The 24,734-nt window shown below is 63.9% G+C and carries 20 protein-coding genes; 10 read left to right on the forward strand and 10 right to left on the reverse strand.

From position 1 onward, the window contains the following. Positions 1-4: 4 nt before the first annotated feature. From ACSQ3E_RS09230 to ACSQ3E_RS09240, 3 genes are all read right to left on the reverse strand, one after another. Positions 5-850: a carbohydrate ABC transporter permease gene (locus ACSQ3E_RS09230; protein ID WP_436122440.1), complete on the reverse strand. Its 846-nt coding sequence runs from the start codon at positions 848-850 to the stop codon at positions 5-7. Beyond that, positions 850-1,734, reverse strand: a complete 885-nt coding sequence (locus ACSQ3E_RS09235) for a carbohydrate ABC transporter permease (RefSeq protein WP_436122441.1) — start codon at positions 1,732-1,734, stop codon at positions 850-852. The genes ACSQ3E_RS09230 and ACSQ3E_RS09235 overlap by 1 nt, the downstream gene beginning before the upstream one ends. Positions 1,735-1,806: 72 nt before the next feature. Beyond that, entirely contained in the window at positions 1,807-3,042 is a 1,236-nt protein-coding gene (locus ACSQ3E_RS09240) for an extracellular solute-binding protein (protein WP_436122442.1), read from the reverse strand. Positions 3,043-3,284: 242 nt separating this feature from the next. Between ACSQ3E_RS09240 and ACSQ3E_RS09245 the strand changes: the two genes are divergently transcribed. After that, positions 3,285-4,502 (forward strand): ROK family transcriptional regulator, encoded by a 1,218-nt coding sequence (locus ACSQ3E_RS09245; protein ID WP_436122443.1) that lies wholly within the window; start codon positions 3,285-3,287, stop codon positions 4,500-4,502. Positions 4,503-4,505: 3 nt separating this feature from the next. Here ACSQ3E_RS09245 and ACSQ3E_RS09250 read toward each other — a convergent pair whose 3' ends face one another. From ACSQ3E_RS09250 to gabT, 3 genes are read right to left on the reverse strand one after another with little or no spacing between them, the layout of a single operon-like run. Then, complete coding sequence (locus ACSQ3E_RS09250; protein ID WP_436122444.1) at positions 4,506-5,753, reverse strand: M20 family metallo-hydrolase; 1,248 nt, start codon at positions 5,751-5,753, stop codon at positions 4,506-4,508. Position 5,754: 1 nt separating this feature from the next. After that, positions 5,755-7,212, reverse strand: coding sequence for an NAD-dependent succinate-semialdehyde dehydrogenase (locus ACSQ3E_RS09255; RefSeq protein ID WP_436122445.1), 1,458 nt, complete (start codon positions 7,210-7,212; stop codon positions 5,755-5,757). A gap of 8 nt (positions 7,213-7,220) precedes the next feature. Continuing rightward, positions 7,221-8,507 carry a 4-aminobutyrate--2-oxoglutarate transaminase gene (gene gabT / locus ACSQ3E_RS09260; protein WP_436122446.1) on the reverse strand — a complete coding sequence of 429 codons (1,287 nt, stop codon included), beginning with the start codon at positions 8,505-8,507 and terminating at the stop codon, positions 7,221-7,223. 177 nt (positions 8,508-8,684) lie between these two features. Between gabT and ACSQ3E_RS09265 the strand changes: the two genes are divergently transcribed. The 5 genes from ACSQ3E_RS09265 (at position 8,685) to aguB (ending at position 15,519) form a co-directional block, all read left to right on the forward strand. Then, complete coding sequence (locus tag ACSQ3E_RS09265) at positions 8,685-9,581, forward strand: LysR substrate-binding domain-containing protein (RefSeq protein ID WP_436122447.1); 897 nt, start codon at positions 8,685-8,687, stop codon at positions 9,579-9,581. Between the two features lie 138 nt (positions 9,582-9,719). Then, a complete protein-coding gene (locus ACSQ3E_RS09270) occupies positions 9,720-11,405 on the forward strand; it encodes an amidohydrolase (protein WP_436122448.1) in 1,686 nt (561 codons plus the stop codon). Between the two features lie 135 nt (positions 11,406-11,540). Continuing rightward, the gene (locus ACSQ3E_RS09275) at positions 11,541-13,043 is read left to right on the forward strand and encodes an aldehyde dehydrogenase family protein (RefSeq protein WP_436122449.1); all 1,503 of its coding nucleotides are present in this window, start codon (positions 11,541-11,543) and stop codon (positions 13,041-13,043) included. A 219-nt stretch (positions 13,044-13,262) separates the two neighbouring features. Then, positions 13,263-14,621, forward strand: a complete 1,359-nt coding sequence (locus ACSQ3E_RS09280) for an aminotransferase (RefSeq protein WP_436122450.1) — start codon at positions 13,263-13,265, stop codon at positions 14,619-14,621. Positions 14,622-14,637: 16 nt separating this feature from the next. Beyond that, positions 14,638-15,519, forward strand: a complete 882-nt coding sequence (gene aguB / locus ACSQ3E_RS09285) for an N-carbamoylputrescine amidase (protein ID WP_436122451.1) — start codon at positions 14,638-14,640, stop codon at positions 15,517-15,519. Positions 15,520-15,724: 205 nt separating this feature from the next. Here the strand turns inward: aguB and ACSQ3E_RS09290 are convergent, their stop codons facing one another. The 3 genes from ACSQ3E_RS09290 to ACSQ3E_RS09300 are packed head-to-tail and all read right to left on the reverse strand — an operon-like array spanning position 15,725 to position 19,338. Then, entirely contained in the window at positions 15,725-16,648 is a 924-nt protein-coding gene (locus ACSQ3E_RS09290) for an ABC transporter permease (protein ID WP_436122452.1), read from the reverse strand. 5 nt (positions 16,649-16,653) lie between these two features. Further along, positions 16,654-17,661, reverse strand: a complete 1,008-nt coding sequence (locus tag ACSQ3E_RS09295; protein ID WP_436122453.1) for an ABC transporter permease — start codon at positions 17,659-17,661, stop codon at positions 16,654-16,656. 15 nt (positions 17,662-17,676) lie between these two features. Further along, positions 17,677-19,338: an ABC transporter substrate-binding protein gene (locus tag ACSQ3E_RS09300; RefSeq protein WP_436122454.1), complete on the reverse strand. Its 1,662-nt coding sequence runs from the start codon at positions 19,336-19,338 to the stop codon at positions 17,677-17,679. A 218-nt stretch (positions 19,339-19,556) separates the two neighbouring features. Here ACSQ3E_RS09300 and ACSQ3E_RS09305 point away from each other — a divergent pair, with 218 nt between their 5' ends. Further along, entirely contained in the window at positions 19,557-20,540 is a 984-nt protein-coding gene (locus ACSQ3E_RS09305; RefSeq protein ID WP_436122455.1) for an ABC transporter ATP-binding protein, read from the forward strand. Next, entirely contained in the window at positions 20,537-21,595 is a 1,059-nt protein-coding gene (locus ACSQ3E_RS09310) for an ABC transporter ATP-binding protein (protein ID WP_310325130.1), read from the forward strand. The genes ACSQ3E_RS09305 and ACSQ3E_RS09310 overlap by 4 nt, the downstream gene beginning before the upstream one ends. On the opposite strand, the gene ACSQ3E_RS09315 is transcribed toward ACSQ3E_RS09310, so the two are convergent. After that, on the reverse strand, positions 21,556-22,470 hold the full coding sequence (locus ACSQ3E_RS09315; RefSeq protein ID WP_436122456.1) for a LysR substrate-binding domain-containing protein: 915 nt from the start codon (positions 22,468-22,470) through the stop codon (positions 21,556-21,558). The genes ACSQ3E_RS09310 and ACSQ3E_RS09315 overlap by 40 nt on opposite strands. Before the next feature lie 149 nt (positions 22,471-22,619). Here ACSQ3E_RS09315 and ACSQ3E_RS09320 point away from each other — a divergent pair, with 149 nt between their 5' ends. Both ACSQ3E_RS09320 and ACSQ3E_RS09325 read left to right on the forward strand, forming a co-directional pair. Continuing rightward, positions 22,620-23,666, forward strand: a complete 1,047-nt coding sequence (locus tag ACSQ3E_RS09320) for an agmatine deiminase family protein (protein ID WP_436122457.1) — start codon at positions 22,620-22,622, stop codon at positions 23,664-23,666. Next, positions 23,663-24,730, forward strand: a complete 1,068-nt coding sequence (locus tag ACSQ3E_RS09325) for an agmatine deiminase family protein (protein ID WP_436122458.1) — start codon at positions 23,663-23,665, stop codon at positions 24,728-24,730. Before ACSQ3E_RS09320 ends, ACSQ3E_RS09325 begins: the two co-directional genes overlap by 4 nt. The last annotated feature ends 4 nt before the right edge of the window (positions 24,731-24,734 follow it).

Below are 24,734 nucleotides of genomic sequence, written 5' to 3' on the forward strand. Positions count from 1 at the left end.
GACATTATCCTTTCACGCCGCCGCTGGTCAGGCCCGAAATCAGGGCACGTTGCATGACGAGCCCGATCAGCACCGGCGGCAAGGCTGCCAGCACGCCTGCGGTGGCAATCAGACCGTAATCCGAGACGCGGCCACCGGCGAGATCGGCGATGGCGACAGTCAGCGTCTTGGCGCGCAGGTCGGAGGTAAACAAAAGCGCGTAGAAGAACTCGTCCCAGGCAAGCAGCAGCGCAAACAGGGCCGAGGTGGCGACAACCGGTGCTGCCAGCGGCAAGGTGATGATGCGCAGCGTCTGGAACAGGCTGGCGCCGTCGATCATCGCGGCTGCTTCGATCTCGCGCGGGATCGCATCGAAACCCGACTTCATCAGCCAGGTGGTGAAAGGGGCGAGGATGGTGAGATAGACCAGCGCCAGGCCGAAGATGTTGTTGAGCATGCCGAAATAGGCCAGGCCCATATAAAGCGGCACGGCCAGCGCCACCGGCGGCAGCATGTAGGTGGCGATCACCACGGACAGCGACCAGCCGACGGCGGGCGTGCGCGACACTGCCCAGCCGGCCGGGATGGCAAGTGCTATCGCCGCAATCGTCGCCATGCCGGCGATCCTCAGGCTGTTCCAGAGGGAGGCGACGAAAGCGGCGCCGGCGCTGTTTTCGACGGTCGAAAGCAGCAAAGCGTAGCGGGAGAAGTCGACCTGTTGCGGCCACCAGCGCAACGGCTTGGCCGACAGGTCGGCCGCGGGCGAGATGCTCATGACGAACAGCCACAGCACCGGCGCCAGGATGACGATCGCCAGCAGCAGCGCCGAGGCATAGATGAAGATGGTGAAAGGCAGGCTCCTGCGTTCCATCAGCTCGTACTCCCCGCGGCTTTCCTGACAAGGGCCGCATAAGCGACGGCCAGCACGGTGACCAGCAAGGTGACGATCAGCGCCAGCGACGCGCCCGAGCCGGCGCGCTGGAACGAGAAGGCTTCCTGGTAGACGAGGATCGACAGCGTTCTGGTCGAATTGGCCGGCCCGCCGCGCGTCATCACCCAGATGATGTCGAACACCTTGAATGCCTCGATGGTGCGCAGCACCAGCGCCACGAGAAGCGGGCCGACGAGATAAGGCAGGATGACGAAGCGAAACCGCGCGATCGGCCCGGCACCGTCGACCATCGATGCCGCGGTGATGTCGCGCGGCACGGCCTGCAAGGCTGCGAGGGCAATGAGTGCGACAAGCGGAAAGTTCTTCCAACAGTCGGCGACGATCAGCGCTGCCAGCGCGGTGTTGGGCTCGCCAAGCCATGAGCGGTAGGCGTCTAGCAGGCCGACCTGCGTCAGCGCTGCGTTCAATGCGCCATATTCGGGATTGTAGATCAGCCGCCACAGCGTGGCGTTGACCACGGTCGGCAGCGCCCAGGGCAGGATCATCAGCGCGCGCAGGACTGTGCGGCCGTAAAACTGCTGGTTCAGCAGCAGAGCCGCAAGCACGCCGAGCACCATCTCCGCCGCCACCGAAACGACCGCGAACCATGTCGTGGTGACGAGCGTGCGCTGGAAGTTCGAGCCGGACAGCATCTTGGCGTAGTTGTCGAGGCCGACGAAGCTGCCCTCGGTGCCGACGAGCTTGGCGTCGGTGAAGGACAGGCGAACCGTGTCGACGAGGGGCCAGCCGATGACTGATATCATGACCACGAGCAGCGGCAGCATCAGCAGCCATGCTCGGGTCGTCATCCATGGGCCCGACATGAGGCGACTCTTTTCACTTGAAACGAAAGGGCCGGGCGGCCGGAGCCGCCCGGAAGTTTGGGGCAGTAAACCTTAGAGGCCGCTGTTTTCGGCAGCACCCTTGAGCGCGTCTTCGGGTTTTGCCTGGCCGAGCAGCGATTCCTGGATCGCCTGCTGTAGCGCCGTCGACAGCTCCTGATACTTGGGCGTCGTCGGGCGCGGATACATCGCGGCAAGGCCGAGCTTGGCCGCGGCGATCAGCTCTTCCTGGCCCTTGGTGACGGCCGGATCGTCATAGGACGAGGCCCAGATCGGCAGACTCAGCTTGGCATACTGGTTCTGCGTTTCCTGCGAGGTCATGAAGGTGATGAACTTCCAGGCTTCCTCGGGATGCTTGCTGGCAGTGGTGACGCCGAGGCCCATCGAGCCGTTGACCGCCGAGACCTCGCTCTTGCCCGCAACACCCGGTGCCGGCACGACGCCGACCTTGCCCGCGACCTTGCTGTCCTTGGGGTCGTTGGCCATGTTGTACATGTAGGTCCAGTTGAGCGCGAAGGCGGCTTCGCCGTTCTGAAACACCTTGCGCACGTCTTCCTCGAGGAACTCCTTGGAGTTCGGGTTGGTCAGGCCCGAGCTGTAGCTCGTCACCATGTAATTCAGCGCGTCGAGACCGCCGCCGCTCTGGAAGGCCGGCTTGCCGTCCTTGATGAAATCGCCGCCATAGGCGCTGACCAAAGTGGTGTAGTCGCAGATTGCGGCTTCCGCTTGCGACCAGCTCCACGAGATCGGCGTTGCCAGCAGGCCCTTGTCCTTGATGATCTTGGCCTGCTCGGCCAGTTCGTCCCAGGTCTTGGGCGGGTTCTTGATGCCGGCCTTCTCAAGGATTTCCTTGTTGTAGAACAGGTACTTGGTGTCGAGAATCCAAGGCATGCCGTAAGACTTGCCGTCATAGTTGACGGTGGTCCAGGCGCCGGGAAGCACACCCTTCTTCATGTCGTCAGTGATGCGCGAGGAGACGTCGACGAGCACGTTGTTGGACGCATATTCGGCCGGCCAGATGACGTCGAACAGCACCACGTCGTAGCCGCCCGAACCCTGCGCCAGCACGGTCTTGTCATGCAGGCCTTCGTAGGGCACGAATTCGAGGTTCACCTTGATGTCGGGATTGGCCTTGGTGAAGGCCTCGGCCATCGCCCGCACGTCGGCTTCGCTATAGGCGGCCTGGGCCATGAACAGCGCGTTGATCGAGGTTTCGGCGAAGGCATGGGGCATGAAGGCGCCGCTAACGAAAGCCGCGCCGAGCAGTGTCCTGCTAAAAGATTTCAACATTTGATCCTCCATTTTTGACTTATGCAAATCCGTTCGACGGCGCGCGTCACGCTTGCCGTCTCGCTTGGGAACGGCGCTGGGCTTCGGCCTCGCGGTCTGTCTCAAGCGGCTGTCCTGGTCGAAAGGCGCGGCGGCTCCAGCCGCCATTCATTCCCCGGAACTCTCGCGGTTCCTTTATTAAGTCAACTGACTTGACTTATTACTTCTGCAATTATCTATTGGAGTCAAGAGGGGAAAGAGAATTGAGCGACAGCAGTCCGATCCGCGCCACCAGCGGCACCAACCAGGAGGGCACGAGCGCCCACAATCGCCGTGTCATGATGGACGCGTTGCGGCTCAACGGGGCGCTGTCGCGGGCCGATCTGGCGCGGGCGACGCAACTGACCAAGCAGGCCGTCTCCAACATCATCGAGGAGCTGGAGCGTGATGGCTTCGTCGTCTCGCTCGACGCGGTGAGAAAGGGCAGGGGCCAGCCCTCAACGCCCTACAGACTGGTTTCCGAAGGGGCGTTTGCCATCGGCCTGCAGATCGACCGCCATCTGACGCGTGCCGTCGCCGTCGACCTCGTCGGCACAGTTCTGGTGCGCGCCGAGGCCAACCTGCCGCCCGACGACCCGCAAGGCGGCGTCAGGATCATTCTAGGGGTGATCGAGGGCATCAGGCGCGACCTCTCCGCGATCTCGGCGCAATCCGAAAGGCGCATCGTCGGCCTGGGTGTCGCCATGCCCGGCCCGTTCGGGCTTGAGGAATTCGGCGACAACAAATGGATGATGCCGGCCTGGCAGAAATACCCGCTCTTGGAGACGCTTGCAGCCGGCACCGGCCTCGACGTCAGCCTGCAGAACGACTCCGCCGCCTGCGCCATCGCCGAGCGCATGGTGGGTGCCGCGCACGGGCTCGACCACGCCGTCTGCCTCTATGTCGGCTACGGCATCGGCGCCGGCCTCATCCTCAACGGCGAGCTCTACCGAGGCGGCAACGGCAACGCCGGCGAAATCGGCATGGCGCTGCTTTCACCGCGCGGCAGCGACGGTGCGGTGCTCGAGCACCGGGCCTCGCTTGCCTCGCTCTACCAGCAGCTGGAGCTCGACCCGTCCGAACCGGGCCTCTACGAACATGTCGAGACGCTGGCTCTCACCGAAGACCCGGCGCTGATCTCTTGGGTCAGGGACGCGGCGATGGACCTGCGCTGGAGCGTCCAGCTCATCGAGACGCTTTTCGACCCGCAGACGGTGATCCTGACCAGCGGCGCGCCCGAGGTGCTGGCGCGGCTGATCCTCAAGGCAATGCTGCCGTTGCCGCTGTCCATCGCCAACCGCCCGCAGCGGACCTTGCCGCGGCTGCAGCTCGGCATCACCGACCCCTGGTCGATCGCCCTAGGTGCTGCCGCCGAGCCCATCGGCCGTGCATTCGATCCCCGCTTTTCGGCAATCCTCAAGACGCGTTCGGGCGCGTCCTGAGGGCTACAAGCTGTTGTCCAGCATAAGCACCGCATTGAGCAGCGTCTGGGCTCCGGCCTGGCACTGCTCCTTGGTCGACGACTCCGCTTCATTGTGGCTGAGGCCGTCGAGGCAGGGGATGAAGATCATCGATGTCGGTGCAACGCGGGCGATGTAGGCGGAGTCGTGGCCGGCGCCGGAATGCAGCCTGAGGCTACTATAGCCGGCGGTCGCCGCGCCCGAGGCAACGGCGTCGATGCACCTGCCGTCGAACTTGACGGCCGGGCTGCGCCAGATCTCGGACAGGCTGCAGGTCAGGCGCCCGTCGAAACGAGCATGGATTTCCCGCCGCAGCGTGGCTTCCATGATTTCGAGCTGGCAGTCCTCGGGATGCCGCAGGTCGACGGTCATGCTGATCTGGCCGGGAACGACGTTACGAGAACTCGGATGGACTGCGAGGCAGCCGACGGTGCCAACCGCTGATGCATGCGACTTGGCGATGCGCTCGACAAGAAGCACGAGTTCGGCAGCGGCGACGAGCGCGTCAAGACGTGCATCCATCGGCGTCGAGCCTGCATGGGCCTCGACGCCTGTTATGACGAGATCGTACCAGCGCATGCTCTGCACGCCTTCGACGATGCCGATGTCCTTGCCGTGCCGCTCCAGCACAGGGCCTTGTTCGATATGCAGTTCGAGCATTGCCGCTATCTTGGTCGACCCTGCCGGCGTCTCGCCGCGGTAGCCGATGGCATCGAGGGCGTCGCCGAATGTCACACCGTCTGCCGCCGTGCGGGCGTCGGCATAGGCGCGGTCGAAGACCCCGGCATGGACGCCTGAGCCGAGCATCGCCGGGCTGAAACGCGCGCCTTCCTCATTGGTCCAGTTGACCAGCATAAGCGGATGCCGTGTCGCGTAGCCGCTTTCGCTCAGGCTGCGCAGGATTTCGAGGCCTGCCAGCACGCCCAGGATGCCGTCGAACTTGCCGCCGGTCGGCTGCGTGTCGAGATGGCTGCCGATGGCGATCGGATCAAGGGCAGGGTCGGTGCCGGGCCGGGTGAAGAACATGTTGCCGACTTCGTCGATCGCCGTCCGGCAGCCGAGCGCCTCGCATTGGCGGACCAACCAGTCGCGGACGGCGCGGTCCTCCTCTGTCAGGGTCAGCCTCTTGATGCCGCCCTTCTGGGTGCCGCCGATCTGGGCCGTCTCCATCAGCGACTGCCACAGGCGGTCGCCGTCGACAGTCAGGTTGGGCATGGTCACGGCGCTATCCATCTCAGCCCTCCGCATCGATGCCGCCGATGCAGGCATATTTGAGTTCGGTGAATTCGAGGATGCCGTGATGCGAGCCCTCGCGCGAATTGCCGCTTTCCTTGACGCCGCCGAAGGGTGCCAGCTCCGTCGAGATCAGCCCGGTGTTGACCCCGACCATGCCGAATTCGAGCCGCTCCATCATGCGGAACACCCGCGCCGAATCACGAGTGAAGAAGTAGGCGGCAAGGCCAGTCTCCGTGGCATTCGCGGCCTGCAGCACCTCGGCCTCCGTCTCAAAGCGGAATACGGGTGCCAGCGGGCCGAAGGTTTCGTCCTGCGCCAGCAGCATGTCGGACGCAGCGCCTGTGATGACTGTCGGTTCGAAGAAGGTGCCGCCAAGCGCGTGGCGCTTGCCGCCGGTTGCGATCTCAGCGCCCTTGCCGAGCGCGTCCTCGATATGCGCTTCCACCTTGGCAACCGCTCGTTCCGAGATCAGCGGTCCCTGGACGACACCGTCGTCGAAGCCGCAGCCGACCCGCAGCTGTTTCACCCGCTCCGTCAGCTTGGCGACAAACACGTCATGGACGGCCGACTGGACGTAGATGCGGTTGGTGCAGACGCAGGTCTGGCCGGAGTTCCTGAATTTTGAGGCCATCGCCCCTTCGACCGCTGCGTCGACATCGGCGTCGTCGAATACGATGAAGGGGGCATTACCGCCAAGCTCGAGCGCGACACGTTTGACCGTGCTCGCCGCCTGCCGCATCAGCAGCTTGCCTGTCGGTGTGGAGCCGGTGAAGCCGACGAGTCGGACAGCCGGATGCGAGGTCAGCACGCCGCCTATGGCAACCGCATCGCCCGTGACGACATTGAACGTGCCGGCGGGAAAGCCGGCGCGGCGCGCCAGTTCGGCCAGGGCAAGTGCGGTCAGTGGCGTCTCGGGTGCCGGCTTGACGACGACGGTGCAGCCTGCGGCGAGCGCGGGGGCAACCTTGCGGGTGATCATCGCGGCCGGAAAATTCCACGGCGTGATCGCAGCTACCACGCCGAGCGGCTGGCGCTGCACCAGGATACGCGCATCGGCGCGGTGCGACGGCAGGATCTCGCCGGCGACGCGCTTGGCCTCCTCGGCATAGAACTCGACATAAGAGGCGGCATAGTCGATCTCACCGAGCGCCTCGGCCAGGGGTTTGCCCTGTTCGCTGGTCAGGATGGTGGCGAGGTCGGTGCGTGCCGCAACGATCAGGTCGAACCAGCGGCGAAGCGTTGCCGAACGCTCCTTGGCCGTCTTGGCTGCCCAGGGTCTGAATGCCCTGGAAGCGGCCTCGACTGCATGGGTTGCCTCCTCCGCGCCAAGGTTGGGGACGTGGGCGATGACGGCGCCGGAGGCCGGATCGGTAACCGGTGTTTCGCCCGATCCAACATAGTTGCCGTCGATGAAGGCCTGCGTCTTGAGCAGGCCATTGTCTTTTAGAGTACGCATGACGGCTCCTAGGCGTTGGCGGAGACGAGCGCGCGTTCGAGGAGGTCCAGTCCTTCCCCAAGCAGCGCATCGGAAATCGTCAGCGGGCAGAGCAGGCGGACGGTGTTGCCGAACACGCCGCAGGACAACAGCACCAGCCCGTGGCCGAGTGCCACCTGCACCACCTTCTTCGTCGTCTCGGCGTCAGGGGTGTTGGTGCCACGCTGGGCGACGATGTCGAAGGCGACCATGGCGCCGGGGCCGCGGATCGACGACATCGGCACCGCGTCGTTGCGCTGCGCGATGCGTTCCAGCGCAGTGCGCATCGTCGCCCCGATCTCATTGGCACGGGCAACGAGGCCTTCGTCCTGGATGATGTCGAGCACAGCGAGGGCTGCGGCACAGGCAACCGGACTGCCGGCATAGGTGCCGCCCAGCCCGCCCGGTTCGGCAGCGTCCATGATCGCCGCGCGCCCGACGACGCCGGCCAGCGGGAAGCCGCCGCCGAGCGCCTTGGCGACGGTGATGATGTCGGGTTCGATGCCGGAATGTTCGATGCCAAACATGCGGCCGGTGCGCGCGAACCCCGTCTGCACCTCGTCGGCGATCAGCACGATGCCATGGGTGTCGCAGATTTCCCTGAGTGCCTTGAGAAGCTCGACAGGGGCGGGCCAGAAGCCGCCTTCGCCCTGAACCGGCTCTATGATGATCGCAGCCACGTCAGACGGCGCGATGTCGGCGCGGAACAGAAGCTGCAGCGCGCGCACGGAATCCGAAACGTCGACATCAAGTGGCGTTGCCGGGAACGGGACATGATAGACGCCGGCAGGCGAAATGCCGAACTTCTGCTTGTAGGGCGCAACCTTGCCGGTCAGCGCCATGGTCATCGCCGTGCGGCCGTGGAAACCGCCGGCAAAGGCGATGATGCCGGGCCGGCCGGTCGCTGCCTTGGCGATCTTGATGGCGTTTTCGACAGCTTCGGCGCCGGTCGAAAACAGGATGGACTTTGCCTCGCCGGAGAAGGGCGCCAGTGCGTTCAGACGCTCGCACAGCGCGACATAGGGCTCGTAGGGCAGCACCTGGAAGGCGGTATGGGTGTAGGCGTCGAGCTGCTCCTTCGCGGCGGCGATCACCCTGGGATGACGGTGGCCGGTGTTGAGCACCGCGATGCCGGCGGCGAAATCGATGTAGCGGCCGCCCTCGACGTCCCAGATCTCGGCGCCTTCCGCCTTGCCGGCAAAGACGGGAAAGGCCGTTGCGACGCCGCGTGCAACTGCCGCCGACCGGCGGGCCAGCAAGGTGGTGTTGGTGGTCATGGGGGAGGTGCTCCGTAAGATTCTGGCGCCAGCGTAGCGGCAATCCTTGGCAAGCAGTGCGCGATTGAATTAGATGCTGTGGTGCTTCCAGTGCACCACAGATTGTCCAGGGGCATTTGCTTGAACACCGAAATTCGAAGACGCCGGTCCGTCGGGAAAAACCAGCCGCATCAGGCCATGCCGCCGCTGCAGATGATCCGCGCCTTCGAGGCCGCGGGGCGCATGGGCTCGATGCGCAAGGCGGCCGAAGACCTCGGCGTCAGCCACTCGGTGGTCAGCCGCCATGTCAAGAACCTCGAATTCTGGATGGCGGTGAAACTCGTCGCATCCAGTCCCCGGGGCCTCAGGCTCACCCGGGAAGGCGAGATCTTCCATGCCGCTATCTCGACGGCGTTCGAGCTGATCGCTGCAACGACGGCCGAACTTCGTCCGCCCTCGCATCGGCGTACGCTGCGGCTGTGGTGCATGCCTGGCCTGGCGACGCGCTGGCTGGGGCCGAGGCTGCCTGAGATACAGCATCTGCTCAGCGACACGGAACTGGTGTTCCGCGCCATCGACCGCCTGCCGGATTTCTCCGTTGGCGAGGCCGATGTGATGGTCGGCTTCGGCGACCCCGACGACCTTCCTGTCGGAGCGACCTTGCTCGTTCATCCCAGGATGTTTCCGGTGGCCAGCCGGCAATGGCTGGATGCGGCAGGTCCCCTGGAGAGCATTGCTGCGCTTGTGCGGGCACCGCTGATCCACGAGGAAAACCGCCAGCAATGGGCCGACTGGTTTCGCAAGGCTGACGTGGCGCATGATGCGCTGCACGGCCCGCGCCTCTGGGACGCCAGCCTTGGCTTCGAAGCGGCTCTGGCCGGGCAGGGCGTGGCGCTGGCGACACGCCTGACGACAGGCGACGAAATCGCCAAGGGCCGCCTCGTCGAGTTGTTCGACACCGACATCCGGCTCGGCGCCTATTATTTCATCGCCGCGCCCGCCCGACGCAAGGACAGGGCGATCCGCAAGCTGCATGAATGGCTGGCCGGCGAACTGACGCGATCCGAGGCTGCCGCAGCGTCTGCAAGCCGATAGGTTGGCAGCAGCTGGAGCTGTCGGCCTTACGTTTGATACCATACCCCGAAAGAGGGACTCCGCAGACCGGTGATGCCGCGCGATGGACGCCGCTTTCGTTGGCGCCTAGCCTGTGGCGCCCATCGTGGAGAACAGCAAATGACATACAGCATCAAGACTGCGGTCGCAGCGATCCTCGCAGGCGGCATGGTCGCGGCGCCCGCTTTGGCGAAGCCGATGGTTCTGACCAATGCCAAGGTTCATACCGTAAGCGCGAAAGCGCCGTCGGCCGAAGCGGTCGCCATCGACGACGACGGCGTGATCATCGCGGTGGGATCGGAAGAAGAGGCGCTGGCCGCAGCTGGCAAGGATGCCGATGTCGTCGACCTCGAGGGCATGATGCTGCTTCCAGGCTTTCAGGATGCCCACATGCATCTGATCGAAGCTGGCGTGAACGAGATCCTCTGCGAGTTCGAGCCATTCGACACGCTCGACGACACGCTCGCCACGGTCAAGGACTGCATGAAATCGAGCAAGACCGAATGGGTGCTGGGCTCGGGCGTCAGCATGACCAACCTGCTCGACCAGAGCGACAATCCGATTGCCCTGCTGGACAAGATTTCGCCTGAAAGGCCGGTGCTGATCCTTGACGACATCGGCCACGGCGCCTGGGCCAATTCGGCCGCTATGCATGCCGCCGGCTATGACACTTTGGCCAGCGATCCGCCCGGCGGCATCATCCTGCGCAATGCCAAGACCGGCAAGCCGAACGGCGTCGTGCTCGAAAACGCCCAGCAGAAGCTGCGCAACCTTGCATTCCCCGATACGCCGGAGAATGTCGAATTCGCTTATGAAAGCCTGTTGCCGACGCTGGAAACGGTGGCCGAAAACGGCATCACCTCGGTCAGCGACGCCGGCGGGTTCTGGCCGCAAGGTCACGTCAAGGTCTGGCAGAAGGCGGTCGCCAACGACACGCTGACCGTGCGTGCCTCGAACGCGCTCTATGTCTATCCGGATTTGCCCTTCGACGAGCAGATGGCGTCGCTGAAGAAGCTCTATTCCAACGATCCCACCAGCCTGCTGCGCTTCAACCAGGCCAAGATCTATGTCGACGGCATTCTCGAACAGCGCACCGGTGCCGTGCTGCAACCCTATCTGAAGGGTGCCGGCATCGACCACGGCTATGACAGCGGCTTTTTGTATTTCGATGTCGACACGCTGGACCGCTACTCGAGCGAACTGTCGAAGGCCGGGTTCCAGTTGCACTATCACGTGACTGGGGATCGCGGCGCACGCCTTGCGCTCGATGCTATCGAACAGTCCGATCCCAAGCCCGGCCCGCACCGCCTGACCCATCTCTATCTGCTCGACAAGGCCGACTTCCCCCGCTTCAAGCAGTTGGGCGTGGTGGCGGATTTCCAGCTCGCGCCCAGTTCACTCGATCCTGAATACAACAAGTTCATCCGCCAGTTCATCGGCGACCGTGCCGACCACATGATGCCGGCAGGCACGCTGGCCGCGCAGGGCGCTGACGTGGTGATGAGCAGCGATTTCGACGCCGACGAACTGTCGCCGCTGGTCAAGATCCAGGCCGCCGTCGCACGCAAGGCCGACGGCGCGCCTGACGTTGCCACCGCCATCGAGTGGATGACAATCAATCCGGCACGGCTGCTGCACCAGGACAAGACCACCGGTTCGATTGAGGTCGGCAAGTTCGCCGATCTCGTCGTCGTCGACCGCGACATCACGGAAATTCCGGTCAAGCAGATCGGCAAAGCCAAAGTGGTGGCAACGCTGCTGCAGGGCGAGGCGGTCTACGATCCGGACAAGATGTTCGAGGAATGAGCTGAGAGCCGGAGCGGAGGCGGCAACGCTTCTGCTCCGGTCAGACATGCCGGGCGATACCATCTTTGGGGGACTTTGCAGCGAGCGTTCCGGCAGTCTCTGTGGCGGCCGAACAATCCTGCGAGGCTTCCCCCAATGTCCACCACTGACGCCGCCTATTGGCGCACCATTGCCGCATCCATCGTCCCCGAGGCCCGGCTGCTGATCGACGGCAGCTTCTGTGATGCCGCCGATATGGGGCGGATGGCTTCCACCAACCCGGCAAACGGCAAGCCCGTCGCCGAGCTCGCCTGCGGCACCGCTGATGATGTCGAGCGCGCCGCCGACATCGCCGAGCGCCGCTTCCGGCAAGGCGTCTGGTCGCGCATGGCCCTGCGCGACCGCATGGCGGTGATGTTTCGCCTCGCCGATCTGGTCGAGGCCCATGCCGCAACCTTTGCCGTGCTCGACACGCTTGAGATGGGCAAGCCGATCAGCGAGATGCTGACGGTCGACGTGCCAGGCAGCGTGCTGGCGATCCGTTATCTCGCCGAGTGTATCGACAAGATTGGCGGCTCATGCCCGACCACCAATTCGGATGCGCTGCATTACATGCAGCGCCAGCCGCTCGGCGTCGTCGGCTGCATCACGCCATGGAACTATCCGCTGATGATGGCGGCATGGAAGGTCGCGCCGGCATTGGCCGCCGGCAACAGCGTCGTGCTCAAGCCGGCGGAAGATGCCTCGCTGAGCGCCATCCTACTCGGCAAGCTGTTCCTCGAGGCGGGCGGCCCCGACGGCGTCTTCAACGTCGTGCCGGGCAGGGGCGCCGTCGCCGGCAAGGCGTTGGCGCTGTCCTCCAAGGTTCACAAGATCGCGTTCACCGGTTCAACCGGCGTCGGCCGGCTGATGTACAGATACTCGGCCGATTCCAACCTCAAAAAGGTCTCGGTCGAACTCGGCGGCAAGTCGCCCCAGATCATCCTCGACGATGCGGGCGACCTGCAGAAAGTGGCTGATTGGGTTGTCGACGGCATCTACGGCAACCAGGGCGAGGTCTGCAGCGCCGGCTCGCGCATCCTCGTCGGCAAGGCCCGCCACGACGATTTCGTCGACCTGTTCAGGGAGACGGCAATGCGGAAATTCCTGCCCGGCAATCCGCTCGATCCGGCAACGACGATGGGGCCGCTGGTCAACCGGGCGCATCAGCAGAAGGTGCTGGGTTTCATCGACGGCGCGGGTGCTGAAGGCGCAACAAGAGCTCTCGGCGGCGAGGCGCATCTGGAGCGGCCTGAAGGCTGCTTCGTTTCGCCGACGCTGTTCACTTCGGTCCGCCACGAGATGACCATCGCCAGCCAGGAGGTGTTCGGGCCGGTGGCGGCGGTGATCTGCCATGACGGGCCGGCGAATGCCGTGGCGATTGCCAACGACACGCCCTATGGCCTGGCGGCTGGCATCTGGACCAATGACCTGACCAGCGCGCACAGCATCGCGCGCGACCTGGAATGCGGCATGGTCTGGGTCAATGGCTACATGAACGGCGACATGAGCCAGCCCTGGGGTGGTTGGAAGGCGTCGGGACAAGGCCGCGACAAGGCGATCGAGGCGCTGCTCGAGAACACGCAGATGAAGTCCGTCTGGGTCACGTTGAGCCGCTAGCTCCACGGTTCATCGCCGGAGGCGCGTCGTCGGCATCATGTCATCTGCGGCCGCACCGGCCCGGCCGCTAACCCTTAAAGGTGATTTGCGAGCGGGTCGGAGTCCGACAAGGTCGAGCTGGACCGGGCCTGGGCCGACCTGTCGAACGGGTTGGCAAAGTCCCCTGTGCCGTCGCCGCAGCACAGCCACTCTGACTTATGTTCAACCAAGGTATCGCAAATGACCGTTCTCGAAAGTGCCAGCGCCTGGACGATGGACCGCGCCCATGTGCTCCATCCCTATACGGATTTTTCCACCTTCGCCGAGGAGGGGAGCCAGATCATCGAAAAGGCCAGTGGCATGTACGTCGCCGATTCCGATGGCCGTCGCATCCTCGACGGCATCGCAGGTCTCTGGTGTGTCAACATCGGCCACGGGCGTGAGGAAATGGCCGAGGCGATCGCGCGCCAGGTCATGGACATGGACTACTACAATCCGTTCGGCCATAGCTCGAACGTGCCGGCGGCCAAGCTCGCGCACTGGCTGGCCACGAACTCTCCCGGCAATCTCAGCCACGTCTATTACAGCTGCGGCGGCTCGACCGCCAACGATGCTGCTGTCCGCCTCGTGCACTACTATTTCAGCATGAAGGGCCAACATCGGAAGAAGAAGATCATCTCCCGGGTCAACGGTTATCACGGTGCGACCTATGTCGCGGCCAGCCTGACCGGCATCCATGGCACCAAGATCGGCTTCGACCGGATCGGCGAGGATTTCATCCACCACGTCTCGGCTGCCGATCTCTATTCCAGGCCGCGCGACATGAGCGAGGAAGATTACTGCGATTTCCTCGTCAACGAGTTCGAAAACCGCATCCAGCAGCTCGGCCCCGACAATGTCGCGGCCTTCATTGCCGAGCCGATCATGGGCGCCGGTGGCGTGCTGGTCGCGCCTGAAGGCTACCATCGCCGCATGTACGAGGTCTGCAAACGCTACGGCATGCTCTACATCGCCGACGAGGTGGTGACCGCCTTCGGTCGCCTCGGCGAGTGGTTCGCGTCCGAGAAGCTGTTTGGCTACACGCCCGATATCCTGGTCTGCGCCAAGGGCATCACCTCTGGTTACATCCCGCTCGGCGCGACACTGATCTCGTCTGAAATCCACGAGGTGATCAGCCGCCCGCAATGCGAGGGCGGCTTGTTCTCGATGGGGCTGACCTATTTCGGCCATCCGGTCGCCTGTGCGGCGGCGCTGAAGAGCATCGAGATCATGGAGCGCGAGAACCTGCTCGCCAACGCCCGCACGGTCGGTGCCCACCTGCAGGCAGCGGCGGCTTCGCTGATCAACCTGCCGGTCGTCGGCGACGTCAGGGGCAGCCACCTCATGCTGGGCATCGAGCTGGTCGCGGACAAGGCAACCAGGGCGCCGTTGCCGAACGCAGCCGAGATCGCCCGGTCGTGCCTGGAGCGTGGTGTCATGGTTCGTCCGATCGGCAACAAGATCGTCGTCTCGCCGCCAATCGTCATCGACAAGGATCAGTGCGACACGATCATCGCGGCGATCAACGACAGCATTCTCGAATTCGCGGCCAGCCGCTGAGCAAAGGGAGGGTACGATGCGGAAACTGACCGTTGCTGCGACGCAAATGGCGTGCAGCTGGGATATCGACGAAAACATCGACAAGGCGGAGGCGTTGGTGCGCCGCGCCGCTGGGGACGGTGCCCAGATCGTTCTGCTGCAGGAGCTGTTCCATACCCCGTATTTCTGCCTGGAGCAGAAGATCGCGCATTACGGCCTGGCCCGGAGGATGGAAGAAGACCGCGCTGTTGCGCATTTTCGAAGCGTGGCGGCCAAGCTCAAGGTCGTGCTGCCGATCTCCTATTTCGAAGCAGCAGGTGCTGCGAAATACAATTCGCTTGCCATCATCGATGCCGACGGCACGATCCTGACCAACTATCGCAAGACCCACATTCCGCAGGCGCCCGGCTACGAGGAGAAGTTCTACTTCTCCCCTGGAGATACCGGCTTCAAGGTCGTCCAGACCCGATATGGCCGACTTGGCTGCGGCATCTGCTGGGACCAGTGGTTCCCGGAAACGGCGCGTTCGCTGTCGCTGCTTGGCGCTGAGGTTCTGATGTTCCCGACGGCAATCGGCGGTGAGAAGGTCAATCCGGCGCACGATTCCAGCGGCCACTGGCGCCGTACCATGCAGGGGCACGCTGCGGCCAACATCATCCCTGTCGTGGCCTCCAACCGCGTCGGCGCCGAGGCCGACGGCACCACCACCTCGACCTTCTACGGTACGTCGTTTATCGCCGACCACACCGGCGCCATCGTCGCGGATGCCAACCGCACGGATGAGACCGTTGTTGTTGCCTCCTTCGACCTCGACGAGATTGAGCATTTCCGCCAGGCATGGGGTATCTACCGCGACCGTCGCCCGGAAACATACGGGGCGCTGCGGACACTGGACGGTCGCACCGTGATGCCCGACTGAACCATCTCTTTGCCCGCGACCTCCCAGGGCACGGCGTGACTGCTTGCGGTCACGCCGTTTTCTTTTGCCGCTGTCGGTAACTGCCTCTTTGGCAGCAGCGACTAGCGACGCCCTCAGGCTGCTCAGCCGACCAGCCCGAAGGCAAAGAAAAACCGGGCCGCCTGGGCCCGGTTTTATGGATGTGTCGAGCGTATCTGCAGATGGATCAGACGCCGGTTTCGTTCGCTCCCAGCGACGGGTCGAGATAGTCGCGCAGGCTGTCGCCGAGCAGGTTGAAGCCGACCGCCACCAGCGCGATCGCGGCGCCGGGAAAGACGCCGAGCCACCATGCGCGCGGCTGCTGCGCCAGGGAATCGAAGATCATCGCGCCCCATTCCGGTGCCGGCGGCTGCGCGCCGAGGCCGAGGAAGGACAGGCCTGATGAGGCCAGCATGACGAAACCGACGTCGCTTGTCAGCTGCACCAGAACCAGCGGCCAGACCATCGGCAATAGCGTCACGAAGATGAGATAGGTCCTGCTTGCACCGAGCGCGCGGGCGGCGGAGACGAACTCCTGCTCCTTCAGCGACAGCACTCGGCTACGGATGACGCGCGCATACCAGGGCCAGAAGACGGCGGCGAGCGCTGTCATCGTCGGCCCCATGCCGCCGCCGAAGGTGGCGGCGATGGCAGCAGCCAGGATGAGAGCGGGGAAGGCCAGGAACAGGTCGGTCACCCGCATCAGGATTTCGTCGATCAGGCCGCCGAAGAAGCCGGCAACGAGCCCGACAGTGGTTCCGATGACGGCGGCGACCGCAAGTACCACCACCGAGATCGACATGGTGATCCAGGCGCCACCGAGGATGCGCGCCAGCGTGTCGCGGCCGATCTTGTCGGTGCCCATCCAGTGGTCGAACGACGGCGCCTTTAGCGATGCCGCGATGTTCATCTTGATCGGGTTGTAGTTGGTGAGGCTGAAGCCGAACACATGGGCTGCAAACGAGGCGAGCGACATCACCACGACCAAACCGACGATCATGACGGCGATCATGCTCTGCGGCGAGGATTTGGCGAAAGCGGTAGTGCCCCTGATGGCGGATCCCAGCAAACGGAAGCTCCCGAAGGCGACGACAGGGTCGGTACTGGTCATTACTGTCATTTCAATTCCACCCGGGGATCGAGGAACACGTAGCTGAGGTCGACGATCAGGTTGATGAGGATGTAGGCGGCCGACACGACAAGCGTGATCGCCATGATCGCGTTGTAGTCGGAGCCGGCGATGGCGTCGGCGGTGTAGCGGCCGAGGCCGGGCAGGTTGAAGATCAGTTCGACCAGCACAGCACCGGAGATCATCAGCCCCATGTTGAGTCCGAACACCGTGACGATCGGCAGCAGGCTGTTGGCGAGCGCGTGGCGCAGATAGACCTTGAGAGGGGCGATGCCCTTGGCCCTGGCGGTGCGGATGTAGTCGGCCGAGAGTACTTCCAGCATCGTCGTTCGCACGACCCGGATGATGATGGCCGTCGAGGGAATGGCGAGCACGAAGACCGGCAGGATCATATGGTGCAGCGCATCTGCAAACAGATCGGGCCGGCCGGCCAGCAGGCTGTCGACCGTGACGAAGCCGGTGACCTGGGGCGGCATCGCCACGCCGGTCGACAGGCGTCCACCGAAGGGCAGGATGCCGAGCACGGAAAAGAACAGCAGCTGGCAGATCAGTCCGGTCCAGAAATCGGGTACCGATAGCCCGAAAACCGAGACGGCGCGCACCGAGGCGTCGGCCTTGCCGCCCGATTTCGCGGCAGCCAGCACGCCAAGAGCGACGCCGCCGACGAGGCTGAGCAGCGACGCCAGGATCACCAGTTCGACGGTCGCCGGAAAGAAGGTCAGGATGTCGGTCGAGATCGCGCGCCTGGTGATGATCGACTTGCCGAAGTCGCCTTCCAAAATGCCGGAGACGTACTGGATGAACTGCTGGGTCAGCGGCAGGTCCAGCCCGAGCTGGGCCCGGACCGCCACCACGGCCTCCGGGCCGGCGCGGGCGCCGGCGACGAGGCGAGCCGGATCGCCGGGCAGGATGCGGGCCAGCGCGAAGGTCATCACCAGCACACCAGTGAGAAGAAAGGCTGTCGAGACAAAACGTCTGATAGCGAAACGCAGCATCGGTTCGCCTCCGCGTCAGGCGGAGCGCGAGAGATTGTACATGTCGAGCGTGGCGACATAGATCGGGTTGTTGACTATGCCCTGGATGTCCCGGCGCGAGATGAACTGCGTCCGTTCCTGCTGGATTGGCAGCCATGCCGGATCGTCTGATGTCAGTATCTGCGCCAGTTTCCGGATCTTGGTCGCCTGTTCGTCATCGATGATCTTCTGTCGCAGTTCGCCGATCAGCTTGGTTGCGTCATCATTGGCGTAGCGGCCGGCATTGCCGTTGGCAGCCTTGGTTTCGCCGCTGAACAGGCTCCAGGCGTAGCTGTAGGGATGGTTCACGTTTGGCCACCAGGAGAAATAGAACAGGTCGGCGCGCTGGTCGGCCGGGGCGTCGCCGAAGAAGTCGTCGAGGAAGGCGCTGAACGATTTCTCCTGGAGATGCAGCGTAATGCCGAGCTCGCTCAGCCAGCCCTGGAGCAACTGGCATTCGGTGTCGCCAAAACCGGCATAGTAGGTGATGGTCAGCTCGCTGCCGGCGGGAAAATTTGCCTCCTCCAGCAGCGCCTTCGCCTTTTCGAGGTCGAAGGGGAGGAGATAGGAGGTGTCGTCAAGACCTTGCATCTGCATGGGAAAGACCGAGCGCGGCTTGTCGGCGGTGCCGAGCACCACATCGCGCAGATAGGCGTCATGGTCGAAGGCATGGCAGATCGCCTGGCGGATCCGCTTGTCGGCCAATTTGCCGTCGGTCGTGAAGACCACATATTGCAGGGTCGCGGTTAGCGTATCGCTGACGACGAAGCGCGGATCATTCTTGAGGTCGACGATGTCCTGCGGCTCCATGCGCAGGGCGATGTCGGCTTCGCCCGCCTCGAGCAGTTGTCGGCGCGTCGCCGAGACGGGAACGGTCTTTGTGATGATCCGTTCGAAATGCGGATGGTCCCAGCCGCCATGGAAGTCTTCGGACCTGACATAGGTGACGTCCTGGCCCGGGTTGAACGTTTCGATCCTGTAGGGGCCGGAGCCGACCGGATGCGACTGCAGGAACTCCGTGCCCATGTCGTCAGGCCCCTTGGAGTTCTTCTCGGCCGCCGTCGGACTGGCGATCCAGAAGCCATATTGCGACGACACTTCGACATCGAAGAAGGGCCGTGCTTCGGTGAAGTTGAACTCGAGCGTGCGGGCATCCTTGGCGCTGATCTGCTTGTCCGGGTCTGCGATCTGCCAGGCGACGCCAAGGCCGCTCGGATGCTTGATCGTGCGTGTGATCGCTGCCTTGACCGCTGCTGCGTCGCAGGCGGTGCCGTCATGGAACTTGACGCCCTCGGCAAGTGCGAAGGTCCACGTCATCTTGTCGTCTGAGGAGGTGACCGAGTTTGCCAGCGAGCCTTTCACCTTGCGGGTATCGGCGCCGTCGAGGACGGTCAGCGTCTCGTAGACCGGCCTCAGGCCATAGGCCCATTCGACATTGGTTGCCGGGTCGAGATTCTCCACCGTCGCATCGACGACGACGACCAGGCTCCTGGGGTCGCGGTTGCCGATGGGAAGATCGGTTGCGGCGGCCAGCGACATCGGCACGCGCCCGACCGTAGCGAGGCCGAAGGCGGCAGCGCCAGCGAGGAAATGCCGCCTGTGCAACCTGTACTGCAATTCGTTGGACGCGCCGCCCTGCTTGATGCCGTCGTCGGTCATGTCTGTGGCTCCCATTGATGCTGTTTTTGATGATTGCGCCGGCTGCGGACGCTATTCGTTCCCGTCGCATCCTTTTTGCAGGACGCCTCCTTGTCGATACCCCGAAAGGGGCACTACGCCCGCCTGCGCAACTGTACGAACCTCCTGATATCGAAGCCCAAGAGGCGGTTCCGGACTGGGTCTGGAACAGCTCCAGTAGATCGTGAGGTGCCCGTCCTTTGACTCTGCTCGATGTGCAAGATCTGTCGGTCAGCGTGGGCGGTTCGAAGACCGCCGCCGCGATCGTCGAGAATCTCAACCTGTCGCTCGACAAGGGCCACTCCCTTGGCATCGTTGGCGAAAGCGGCTCCGGCAAGAGCACGGCTGCCTTGTCGATCATGGGACTGCTGCGCGACAACCGGCAGATCAGGACATCGGGCGACGTCCTCTTCCAGGGCCGCAACCTGCTGGAACTGAGCAGCAGCGAGCTGCGCTCGGTTCAGGGGTCAAAGGTCGCGATGATCTTCCAGGACCCGGCAAGCAGCCTCAATCCGGTGATCCGTGTCGGCGACCAGATCGCCGAATGCATCCGCACCCACAGCCGGTTGTCAGGCAAGGAGGTGCAGGAGCAGGTCATCGACGCCTTGCGCCGCGTCGGCATGCCCGATCCGGCGGCGACGATGCGGCGTTATCCGCACCAGCTCAGCGGTGGCCAGCGCCAGCGCATCCTGATTGCCATGGCGATCGCCTTGCGGCCGCAACTGATCATCGCCGACGAGCCGACAACCGCGCTCGACCTGACGATCCAAGCGCAGATCCTGCGGCTGTTGAAGCAGCTGACGGCTGAGATGGGCACCTCGCTGCTTCTGATCACCCATGATTTCGGCGTCGTTTCCGAGATGACCGAAAAGCTGATCGTGCTTTATGCCGGCCGCGTCGTCGAGGCTGGCGAGACCAGGCAGGTGCTGCGGCAGCCGGCACATCCCTACACGCGGGCGTTGCTCAAGGCGCACCCGTCGCTCGACGACAAGGTCGCCGAGCTCGAGCCGATCCCCGGTGCGCCGCCCAGCATCCGGCAGCGGCCGAGCGGCTGCGCATTCAGGTTGCGCTGTGCGCTGGCGAGCGACATTTGCGCCAGCGCCCAGCCGGCGCTGACTGCCCTCGATGGCGGCAGCCATAGCGCCGCCTGTCACAAGCTTGATGCGGGAAGGGGCCTGTCGTGAACAACATCGCTACTGTGCTAACGTCATCCCCCGCCAATGCAGCCCTTCTGGAGGTCGAGCAGCTGTGCGTCGAGTTCAGGAGTTCCGCACCGCAAAAGCTGTTCGGCAAGCCGGCGACGTTCCGCGCCCTCGACGGCATCGACCTCACCTTGCATCGGGGCGAGACGCTGGGCCTGATCGGTGAATCGGGCAGCGGCAAGTCGACGCTCGGTCGCGCCATCATGGGGCTGACGCGCAGCTCGTCGGGCGCAATCCGCTTCCAGGGTGACGACATCGCGCAGCTTTCGCCGACGGCGCGCAAACCCTATTTGCGTAATCTGCAGATGGTCTTCCAGGATCCTTATTCGTCACTGCATCCGCGCCAGACCGTCGGGCGTTCGCTGGAGGAGCCGCTGCGGATCCAGGGCACCGTCGCAAAGGCGAAGCGCCGGGATCGTGTGCTCGAACTGCTTCACAAGGTCGGCCTGCAGCGCACGCATGCCGAGCTCTACCCGCTCAACCTCAGTGGCGGCCAGCGCCAGCGCGTCGCCATTGCGCGCGCCATCGCCAATGAACCCGAGCTGATTATCGCCGACGAGCCGGTCAGCGCGCTCGATGTCTCGATCCAGGCGCAGATTCTGAACCTGTTGCGCGACCTGCAGCGCGAAAGCGGCATGACCATGTTGTTCATCTCGCACGATCTGTCGGTGGTGCGTCATCTCTGCGATCGCATCGCGGTGATGTATCTCGGCCGGGTCGTCGAAGTCGGGCCGACCGAAGAGATCATCGCCCGGCCGAAGCATCCCTACACCGCTGCGTTGCTTTCGGCGGCACCGCGCGTCCACCGCGACGAAGGGGAGGAGGCGAAAGCTTGCATCCAGCTTGAAGGCGACATTCCGAGCCATGCGCGCATGCCCACAGGATGCGCCTTCCATACGCGCTGCTGGCTCTACAACCAGCTTGGCAAGCCCGCGTCTTGCCGCGAAAACGCACCAGCCCTGAGTTCGGACGTCGACGGGCATCAGGTTCGTTGCGCCTATTCCGACCGTGTCTCGGACGGCGTTTCTACAGGCTGACCTGCCGAAGAATCCTGATCTGCCTCGCGCACCAGCCAGTCCCACAGCGCCATGATCTCGGGCCGGCGCAGGTGGCGTGGATGCGCGACCAGCATGAAGGGTTTGGCAGCAGGCATGCCGCGGTCGCCGACGAGCACCAACTCGCCCCTGGCAAGGCGCTCTTTGGCCAAGCTGAGGCTGCCGAGGCAGACGCCGAAACCACGCGCGGCGGCGTCCAGCATCAGGCCGGAATCCGAAAAGTTCAGCCCCTTGACCAGGTCGCTGCGGACCAGCCCACCGGCAAGGAACCATTTCTGCCAGTCGTCTTCGCTTTCGTCATGCAGCATCGGCCATTCGAGCAATGTGCCGGCGTCGACGACTGAAGGCATCTGCTGGCGCAGCGACGGCGAACACATCGGCCACACCATATCGGTGAACAGCGCCACTGACACCATGCCTTCCCAATTGCCTCGCCCGCGCGTCACCATGATGTCGATCTCGGCCTCGGCAAGGTTCATGTCGCGCTCGGTCGTGAAAAGCCACGGCTCCATTTCGGGGTGGTCGGCTTTCAGCCTGGCAAGACGCGGCATGTACCAGCCGGCGGCAAAGGACGGCGGCATGGCCAGCACGATCGATCCTGGCTTGGTGTAGAAGCCGAGCCTGCGCACGCCGAGGCGCAACGTCTCGAGCGCATTGGCCACCGTCGTCTGGAAATCGTGCCCCGCATCGGTCAGCTCGACGCGCCGGTTCAGGCGCTTGAACAGCGGCTGTCCTAGATGCTCCTCCAGCGCCCGCACCTGATGGCTGATCGCCGATTGGGTCATGTTCAGCTCGTCCGCCGCCAGCGAAAAACTCTCCAGCCGGGCAGCCGCCTCGAAGCCCGCCAATGCCGCCATGGGCGGCAGGTTTCTGTATGGGTTCACATGAGGATTGCTCATCTAAAACCTGAAGGATTCGCGTTTGTGCCGGCCAAATCGGCATCGTACCTATCATTGTATCTCATCTCACTGGTCTTGCGAGGTCAATCGATGAGCAAAATTAATTCATGAAGAAGAGGCAGATGATGCGTGTTTCCGACAAGACAACGAGCCCGAAGGCGTCAGGTTTCCGGATGCCGGCAGAATGGGAGCGGCATGAACGCAGCTGGATGATGTGGCCAACCCGGGCCGACTTCTGGAACGACATGGCGGCCACCAAACGTGACTATGTCGCCGTTGCGCACGCGATCCGTGAGTTCGAGCCGGTGACGATGGCCGTCCGGCCGGAAGACGCAGCCGAAGCCCGTTCGATGCTGGGCCGCGACATCACTCTGGCAATCACCCCCATTGATGATTCCTGGGCCCGCGACGCTGGTCCGTGCTTCCTCGTCGACGGTCGCGGCGGCCGGGCCGGCGTCGATTTCAGGTTCAACGCCTGGGGCGGCAAGTACCACCCGCATGACAGTGACGACGCCTTCGCAGCCTTTGCGATCGAGCAGGCCAACGCCCGCGCCTTCAGCTCAAAGCTGATCGCCGAAGGCGGCGGCGTCTCGGTCGACGGCGAGGGCACCATCCTGACCACGGAAACCTGCTTTCCAAACTCCAACCGCAACCCCGACTGGTCGCGCGACGAGATCGAGCAAGAGCTGATGTTGATGCTTGGCGGCGACAAGGTGATCTGGCTTCCGGGCAACAAGGAAGAAACCGAGACGGACGGCCACGTCGACGGTATTGCCACCTTCGTGGCTCCCGGCGTCGTGCTGATCGAAGGCGCTGACGACGCGGAATCGCCGTGGCGAGATATCAATCTGGCCAACATCCAGGCACTTGAAGGTCAGACCGACGCCAAAGGCCGGCGCCTCAAGTTGATCACCATTCCCGAGGCCATTGAAGCCGAGGCTGTCGGCGACCGGTTCTGCCGCTCCTACGTCAACTCCTACTTCGTCAACGGTGGCGTGGTCATGCCCAAATATGGCGTCCGCAGCGACGACGTGGTGCGCGAGACCTTCGAAGCGATCTTCCCGGATCGCCGGGTGCTGCAGGTTCCGATCGACAACATCGCCGTCGGCGGCGGCGGCATTCACTGCATCACCCAGCAGGAGCCTGCGGCATGATCGGAGCTCTCGGGACATCAGTCGAACTCGACGCCCTGTTCGCAATGGGCAAGACCCCCGGCGAACTCGGCTTCGTCATGCCGATCGAGACAGCGGAGCACGCCTGCTGCTGGATGGCGTGGCCGCATGACGACCACGCGGACGCATGGGGGCGGATGCTGCCGGCCGCGCAGCGAGCCTTCGTCCGCGTGGCCACCGCCATCAGCCGGTTCGAGCCGGTCAGGGTGGTCGCGCATCCGGAAGTGGCTGCCGATGCCCGCCGGGCGCTGCCGCCGCCGATCGAAGTCCTTGATATCCCCCAGGACGACGTCTGGTTCCGCGATACTGGTCCGCTGTTCGTCAAGAACGGCGACAACCAACTCGTGGCGAGCAAGCTCGTCTTCAACAGCTGGGGCGGCAAGTTCGAGCACACCGAATTCGACGTGACCGTCGGTGCCGCCTTGGCCCGGCGCCTGTCGGTGCCGCTCTATTCATCGCCGCTGTGCGGCGAGGGCGGCGGCATCCATGTCGATGGCGAGGGCACGGCAATCACCACCGAGACCTGCCTGCTCAACGCCAATCGCAATGCCGGCATGACGCGGCAGGATGTCGAGAAGGAGCTGTTCCACGCGCTCGGCGTGCGCAAGGTGATCTGGCTGCCCGGCGACGAGGACGAATGGATCACCGATGGCCACATCGACGGCATTCTGACCTATTGCACGCCGGGCAAGGTGATCTTCGAGAACAATCCCGATCCGGCAAATCCGCGCCAAAAAGTTTGCGCGGAAAATCTTCGCGCGCTTCGCGGCCAGACCGACGCCATGGGCAGGGAGATTGAGGTGGGGCTTATCAACGAAGCCTATATGGTCGAGGCTGCCAACGACCACACCGCGCTGTCTTACGTCAACGCCTACATCGCCAATGGCGGCATAGTCATACCAGGCTTTGACACGCCGACAGATGAGGCGGCCCGGCAGGTGTTTGCCAAGGGCTTTCCCGGTCGCGAGATCGTGCAGGTCGACATCAGGGACATCTGCCCCGGAGGTGGCGGAATTCATTGCATCACCCAGCAGCAGCCGGCATAAATGA

It is taken from the genome of Aminobacter sp. LjRoot7, from assembly GCF_964252895.1.
Lineage (GTDB): Bacteria > Pseudomonadota > Alphaproteobacteria > Rhizobiales > Rhizobiaceae > Aminobacter > Aminobacter aminovorans_B.